Here is a 7,018-nt window from a genome sequence, read left to right as displayed (position 1 = left end):
CCGACCGCTCCCAGCGCGACGACTGCGCCGTTGAAAGTGTCGCCGTCTTTGGCGCGCGAAAGCGTGGCCAGATTCCCGTCGGCGGTGACGAATTCAATGGTGGAGACGGCGGTGCTCAGGTTTCCGTTGTGAATACCCGATCCGTGAGTACCGGTTGAGCATGCGCCAACGACGGTGATGTGCGGAAGCGAGGCGAGGTTGTGAAGCGCATAGCCGTGGGAGTCGAGGTAAGGAGCGAGCTTGCCGTAGCGAACGCCTGCGCCTACGGTGACGGTATGCGCCTTATCATCAATGGTCATCTCGTCGAGATGTTCGAGCGAGACTTGGTTCGCGTTGCTGTCGGCGATAGCGTTGAAGGAATGGCGAGCGCCGAGAGCACGGAGCTTGTCGCAGCCTTTGACTACCTTCTGGACTTCTTCGACTGAAGTTGGCGAAAATAGCCGGTTTGTCGAATAGGTGAGATTGCCGGACCAGTTGGTGCGCGGGACTGCAGGTTGGCTTTGTTCAGCGGAAACGAGTCGGAACAAGGTGGCTCCACTGAGTAGTATGCCGGAAGTCTTGAGGAAGTCGCGCTTGTTCATGTTGGGCAACGTTGTATCACGGGGTCTGGGATTATGGCGAGATGGGGTGAGGTTTGTAGTCGCTCACCTCTCGCTGCACGAGGAAGGGTACCCATTTTCGTGCCACGATGGGTCTTTGCCGCCCAGGTCGTGCGTCCAATGTAGCGGACGTGTCAATGGGGGCCTAATGAGCAAGTTGTTGCGGGTTCGCGTGGTTCTGATTTGTTTTCTGGTTTTTCCTTTGCAGCATTTCTCAACGCAGCCGGCCGCAGCGCAGGCAGCCGCCGATTCAGACGGGAAGAAGCTTGTGCCGCGCACGCCAGAAACTGTAGAGAAGGCGATGCAGGCAGAGCGTCATATCAATCTCGATGTAGTGGCAACGGACTCAGCAGGTCGGTCCATGCCCGGGCTGCAGCAGCAGGATTTCACGATTCTGGACAATAACCAGCCGCAGAAGATGGCATCATTTGCTGCGTTGCAAGGACCAACGGCTGACCCTCCGGTGGAAGTGATCCTGCTGATCGATCTGGTGAACACGGGCTTTTCGCGGGTGGCGTATGAGAGGCAGGAGATTGACAGGTTCCTGCGTCAGAACAATGGGCAACTTGCTTATCCGATGACACTGGTCGTGTTTAGCGACACGAATACGGACATGCAACCACAACCTTCACGTGACGGAAACAAGATGGCTGACCTCCTGAGTTCAACCAACTCCTCGCTACGGATTATTGGCAGGTCGGCAGGCTTTTATGGCGCGGAGGAACGGCTGGAAAAATCCTTGAATGCTCTGGATAAGCTAATCGCTTATGAGGGCCCGAAGCCGGGCAGGAAGATGGTGATCTGGATCAGCCCTGGATGGCCGCTGCTCGAAAATCCTAATGTGCAATTTGACGCGAAGGCGCAGCAAGCTTTTTTTAACTGGATTTCGGATTTCAGCAACTCGCTGCGTCAGTCGCGCATGACTCTGTACGCTGTCGATCCGGTCGGAGCGGGCGAGGGCAATATGTTGGGCATGTTTTACTACCAGAGCTTTTTGAAGGGTGTGAAAAAGCCGAGTCAGGCTGGATCGGGCAATCTGGGGCTGCAGGTGCTGGCAATGCGCAGCGGCGGACGCGTGCTGAATTCGAGCAATGACCTGACGAGCGAACTCAACTCATGTGTGGCCGATGCGGGAGCTTATTACGAAATGTCGTTTGACGCCGCACCTTCAGACAAGGTGAATGAGTATCACGAGCTGACGGTGAAGATTGACAAGCCGGGCGCGAAGGCGCGGACGGATGCCGCTTATTATGGGCAGCCTTAGTAATACTTCGAGAAAAGCAGATCCTTCGCTCCGCTCAGGATGATGACCTTCCTTTGGTGGCGAGATGTAGTGATTACGTCTGTAAAATCCCAACATTGAATTTTGGAACGTCGGAGTTGAGTGAGGCGGCCTCGAGGGCCAGCATCAGGGCTTCGCGCGTTTTTGCCGGGTCAATGATAGCGTCTACCCAGAGGCGGGCAGCGGCGTAACGGCAGTCGGTTTGCTCTTCATAAGTGGCTTTGATGGAGGCCAGGAGTTCCTGTTTTTCCTGCTCGCTTAGTTTTTTGCTGCCGCGTTCGAGCTGGCGGATTTTGATTTCGACCAGAGTGTTGGCGGCGGATGCTCCGCTCATGACGGCATAGCGGGCGGTAGGCCAGGCGAAGATGAAGCGCGGGTCATAGGCCTTGCCGCACATGGCATAGTTGCCCGCGCCGAATGAACCGCCCACAATAACGCTGATCTTAGGTACGGTTGAGTTAGAGACGGCGGTGACCATCTTGGCTCCCGCTCGGATAATACCGCTCCATTCGGCATCGCGGCCTACCATAAAGCCATTGACATCGTGCAGGAAGATGAGGGGGACGAGGTTCTGGTTGCAGTCCATGATGAAGCGCGCGGCTTTTTCGGCGCTTTCGGAGTAGATGACGCCGCCGAATTCGACGCGCTTTTCGCCGGTGTGGCTGGTCTGGGGCTGCGGCGTTTTCTGGTTGGCGACGATGCCCACAGCGGTGCCTCCGATGCGTGCATATCCGCAGATGAGGGTGCGGCCGTAGTCGGGACGGTATTCGTCAAACTCGCTGCGGTCTGTGATGCGGGCGATAAGCTCGTGCATGTCATAAGCATTCGCCGCGCTCTTTGCGGGATCGGGGTCGAGCAGGGAATAGAGATCATTGGCGGCGTATTTTGGCGCGTCTTTTTCGATATCGAACTTCGTGCGACTGAAGGGAGCTTGCTTACTTTCACCGAACTTCGAGACGAGCGAGCGCAGGCGCGCGATGCAGAGATGGTCGTTCGGCTCTTTGAAGTCGACGGTGCCGGAGATTTCAGAGTGCATGGCCGCGCCGCCCAGTTCTTCCGCTGAGTACTTCTGTCCGATGGCGGCCTGCACGAGAGCGGGTCCGGCGAGAAAAAGGCCGCTGCCTTCCGTCATGAGGACGTGGTCGGTCATGACGGGGAGGTAGGCTCCGCCGGCGACACACATGCCCATGATAGCGGTGACTTGCGGGATGCCCATCGCGGACATGACGGCGTTGTTGCGGAAGATGCGTCCGAAGTCGTCCTGGTCGGGGAAGACGTCTTCCTGCAAGGGCAGGAAGACCCCGGCGGAATCGACGAGGTAGAGCGTGGGAATGCGGTTTTCCATCGCGATGGTTTGCGCACGGATGACTTTCTTGGCCGTCATGGGGAAGAAAGCTCCCGCTTTGACCGTGGCATCGTTGGCAATGATCATGCAGAGACGTCCGGCGACGCAGCCCAGACCAGTGACAACTCCGGCGGATGGCGCGCCTCCCCACTCGTCATACATGTCAAAAGCGGCGAAGAGGGCCAGTTCGAAGAGCTCTGTTTCGGGGTCGAGGAGCAGCGCGATGCGCTCGCGGGCGGTGAGACGCTTCTTGGCGTGCTGCGATTGAATGGCTTTTACGCCGCCGCCTTCACGGATTTGCGCTTCCTGATCATGAATGCCGGCGAGGAGGGCCATTACGCCCATCGCGTTATTGCGGGTGCGGTGGTTGTTGGGGTCGAGTTTGGAAGCGAGGGCGTTGTTCAGTTTTTGGTCTGGGCTGCTCATAGCAAACTGGCAAGAATAGCATTTTCAGGCTGTCACAGGTTGATTGTGGGAGCAAGCGCTGTCCGGTTTTCAGGCTGCTATGATTGACTTTCCGCATCTTGGAGACGCTTTGAATGATGGCTGAATTACCCTCGAATCAGCAGCCGAGAAAAGTGCTTCTGGTTGGCACGGACGTGCTTGTGGCAAATACAGTCTCGACGGTTCTGTCGGGATGGACCCTAATACGAGTGCACGACAATGATGCAGCGCTCGCGCTTCTGCAAAAAGACTGTGTCGACCTGGTAGTGACCGGAGAGCATACTAATGCCCACGAGGACATCAGTCTGCTCAGGAAGATGAGGCGGGTGTGGCCTCATACTCGCCTCATCATTCTTACCGACGAAAGCACTCCGGAAGATGTGATTGCGGCAATGCGCTGTCATGCCTTCAGCTTTTTCTCAAAGCCATACACGCAGCAGGCTCTTGGTGACATGCTGCGGCTGGCTGCCGAGGCCCCGGCATGGGACGACGGCATTGAATTGATTTCCGCAACACCGGAATGGATTGTTTTGACAGCCCGCTGCGATCTGGGCACAGCGGAACGGCTCTTTCAATTTGCTCACGAAGTAGCGGATTTGCCGGAATCGGAGCAGGAGAAGGTTGGGTTGGCGTTCCGGGAGATGCTGCTCAATGCCATGGAGCATGGCGGTCGTTTCGATCCCAGCAAGCATGTTGAGATTTCGTATGCGCGGGCGCGTCACATGGTCATGTGCCGGATCAAGGATCCGGGCCAGGGATTTTCTCTAAAGCAGAACCCCCATGCTGCCACCAGCAATCCTCCTGATGATCCTTTTCGCCACTTGAAGCAACGCGAGGCAGAAGGGATGCGCCCCGGAGGATACGGTATGTCCATTGCCAAGCAGATGTTGGATGAGGTGATTTATGGCGAAAAGGGAAATGACGTGCTGCTCATCAAGTATCTCGATATGACGCCTGCTGAAAAATAACTCCTACTCCTTACTGGTAAAAATTGCTTTCGGGCATATGGCATGCACTCCAACTTTGCCATCGACCAGCTGCGTAATATCTACATCGACGGCGACGCTGGTGAGCATGTAGGCTTCGTCGCGGGTGAGGTGCTTTTCCGTTACGAGGAAGTCGATCATGTTGCGGACGGCCATCTCGGTTGCAGCCTTCAGATCTTCGTTGAAGCCCATGGCAATGTAAGCGGTGGGTGTTTCGGCGCGCGGCCATAGCAGATGCTGGTCTTTGTGCACGATGAACTGGAAGGTTCCGGTGAGAAAGGTTTCCATGGCGGTGATGTCGACTTCGCCGTTGCCTTGCCCAGCGTGGCCGTCGCCCACTTCAAAGAGCGCACCTTTGGCGTGAACGGGGATGTAGAGAGTGGTGCCGGCGACGAGTTCCTTGTTGTCCATATTGCCGGCGTGCATCCATGGCGGGGCGCTGTTGTAGCGGCCCGCTGATTCGGGCGGGGCCACGCCCATGCTTCCGAAAAACGGGTGCAGCGGGATGTCGATGCCCGGCGCGAAGTGCGCGATCATCTTTTCGCGGTCGAGCGGAATGACACGGTTCCTGCCGTAAGGGAAGTCGTCGGGCAGAAAACCGCGGCCCACGCCGAAGGAGTTCACGGCGTAGGGCACATTGAGTTCGGTCTTCAGGATGCGGACTTCCAACACATCGCCCGGCTCGGCTTCTTCGATGGCAATGGGTCCGCTGAGAATGTGGCCACCGGGACCTTTGTCGGTGACCTTTTCGTGCACATCGCGGAAGAACTGCGGAATGTCCGCGGGCTTGATGCCAAGTTGTTCGAGACGCTCAGGCGACGGGCAGGCGCAGGAGGTTTCGACGCGGACCGTGTCGCCGGAATGGATGGTGAGCACCGGCTTAGCTTTGGCCGAATAGTATCCCCAGACGACAGTTTCGGGGCTGGCTTTGAGAGTGAAGTCGTTAGCGAAGCAGGCAGGAGTCAGCGTTAAACCTAAGCTGGCCGACAGCAGCAGAAGGCGCTTTTCCATGCGCCATCCTAGCATGCGTGTCTGCGTGGTCCGCCTGCTGTTTGCAGCGATGGAGCGCGGCATTCTACCGCTTCGGCGAATGTCTACAGAAATTCTGTATCCGAAAATATATGTACATACATCTAATTGTTATGAATGAATCCAGACTGCCTTCGCTTCCTTGTCTATGCGCGAGCTTCCGCCGGGCGGCGCGCGCTCTGACCCAGCGCTATGACGCGGCGATCCGTCCTCTGGGGCTGCGTGTGACGCAGTTCACGATTCTGCAGGCGCTCTCGCTGACGGGGGAAGTTTCGCAGGGCAAGCTTGGCGAGATATTGGCGCTGGACAGCACGACTCTTACTCGCACGCTGGATCATATGCGCAGGGCTGGCTGGATTTCCCGCCGGCGCGGCGAAGACCGCCGGGAATGGCGGCTGCGGCTGTCCGCTTCAGGACGCAATCAACTCGATCGAGCGCTGCCCACCTGGAAGGAAGCGCAACTCCACATGGCCGGCCGGCTTGGAGACAAGCTCTGGCAGGATGCTTTCCACCTAACCGGTAAGGTCGCAGACCTCGCCGTTGCTTCAGGAGATTTGTCATGAATAAGGAGATGTATCGCAAGCTCACATCGTGGTTGATAGCCGCGTGGTTCATTTTTGCGCTGTTGGCATCATCACTTCATTTATTTCAGGTTTCGCCAGGCGCGCCTCCGGTTGCGTTTGGATCGGCGGCGCTGTTGCCCATCATTATTTTCATGGCCTGGTTCAGTGTTTCACCCAGCTTCCGGGCCTTCGTGCTGGGCCTGAATCCCCGCACCCTGACCATGGTTCAGTCGTGGCGAATTGCGGGATATGTTTTTCTTGTTCTCTACGCATATGGAATTCTTCCCGGCGCCTTTGCCATGCCGGCGGGGTGGGGCGATGTTGCGATTGGAGTGACTGCGCCGCTAATCGCCTTGAAGCTGGTTGGCCGCTCGCACCGCGCCGGGTTCATCTTCTGGCAGATTCTGGGCATGGCCGACCTGGTGACGGCTCTTGGCTCGGGGGTAGCGACAGGATTTCTGGGCCATAATTCAGTAGCGATGGCCCCCGTGACAGTGCTGCCGCTCAGCCTGATTCCGACTTTTGGCGTGCCGCTGTTTTTCATCTTTCACATCATCTGCATTGCTCAGGCGAAGCAGTGGCGCGAATCTGTAGATGTTCCGGCAGGAAGACCTTTGGCCAATCCAGCAGTCTGAGACTGCAAATTGAGAATGCCTGATATCCGGTATGAAGCTAACGGTCACAGAACAGCGCATCTGTGGCCGTTTTCATGAATCCTTCCGGCGGGAAATACGTCTCAATAAGAGCGAATCAAAAGGGCCAATGGAGAC

7 protein-coding genes are annotated in these 7,018 nt (G+C 57.1%); 4 read left to right on the top strand and 3 right to left on the bottom strand.

Annotation, left to right across the window (positions count from 1 at the left end):
• Nucleotides 1–581: FAD-binding protein (locus tag VEV40_RS09680; RefSeq protein WP_324831957.1), on the bottom strand; the 581-nt coding region annotated here is incomplete at its 3' end.
• Nucleotides 582–747: 166 nt separating this feature from the next.
• On the opposite strand from VEV40_RS09680, the gene VEV40_RS09675 reads away from it, so the two are divergent.
• Nucleotides 748–1,863 (top strand): VWA domain-containing protein, encoded by a 1,116-nt coding sequence (locus VEV40_RS09675; RefSeq protein WP_324831956.1) that lies wholly within the window; start codon nucleotides 748–750, stop codon nucleotides 1,861–1,863.
• A gap of 73 nt (nucleotides 1,864–1,936) precedes the next feature.
• Here VEV40_RS09675 and VEV40_RS09670 read toward each other — a convergent pair whose 3' ends face one another.
• Entirely contained in the window at nucleotides 1,937–3,652 is a 1,716-nt protein-coding gene (locus VEV40_RS09670) for an acyl-CoA carboxylase subunit beta (RefSeq protein ID WP_324831954.1), read from the bottom strand.
• A gap of 113 nt (nucleotides 3,653–3,765) precedes the next feature.
• Here VEV40_RS09670 and VEV40_RS09665 point away from each other — a divergent pair, with 113 nt between their 5' ends.
• A complete protein-coding gene (locus tag VEV40_RS09665) occupies nucleotides 3,766–4,638 on the top strand; it encodes an ATP-binding response regulator (protein WP_324831953.1) in 873 nt (290 codons plus the stop codon).
• A gap of 3 nt (nucleotides 4,639–4,641) precedes the next feature.
• Here VEV40_RS09665 and VEV40_RS09660 read toward each other — a convergent pair whose 3' ends face one another.
• Nucleotides 4,642–5,667 (bottom strand): acetamidase/formamidase family protein, encoded by a 1,026-nt coding sequence (locus tag VEV40_RS09660; RefSeq protein WP_324831952.1) that lies wholly within the window; start codon nucleotides 5,665–5,667, stop codon nucleotides 4,642–4,644.
• Between the two features lie 131 nt (nucleotides 5,668–5,798).
• On the opposite strand from VEV40_RS09660, the gene VEV40_RS09655 reads away from it, so the two are divergent.
• Nucleotides 5,799–6,248, top strand: coding sequence for a MarR family winged helix-turn-helix transcriptional regulator (locus VEV40_RS09655; protein WP_324831950.1), 450 nt, complete (start codon nucleotides 5,799–5,801; stop codon nucleotides 6,246–6,248).
• Nucleotides 6,245–6,883: a hypothetical protein gene (locus VEV40_RS09650; RefSeq protein ID WP_324831949.1), complete on the top strand. Its 639-nt coding sequence runs from the start codon at nucleotides 6,245–6,247 to the stop codon at nucleotides 6,881–6,883. Before VEV40_RS09655 ends, VEV40_RS09650 begins: the two co-directional genes overlap by 4 nt.
• Nucleotides 6,884–7,018 lie beyond the last annotated feature (135 nt).

This window comes from Alloacidobacterium sp., assembly GCF_035631355.1.
Classification (GTDB): Bacteria; Acidobacteriota; Terriglobia; order Terriglobales; family Acidobacteriaceae; genus Alloacidobacterium.
The sequence above is the reverse complement of the archived record's forward strand: the minus strand, read 5'-3'. Positions and strand labels throughout refer to the sequence as shown.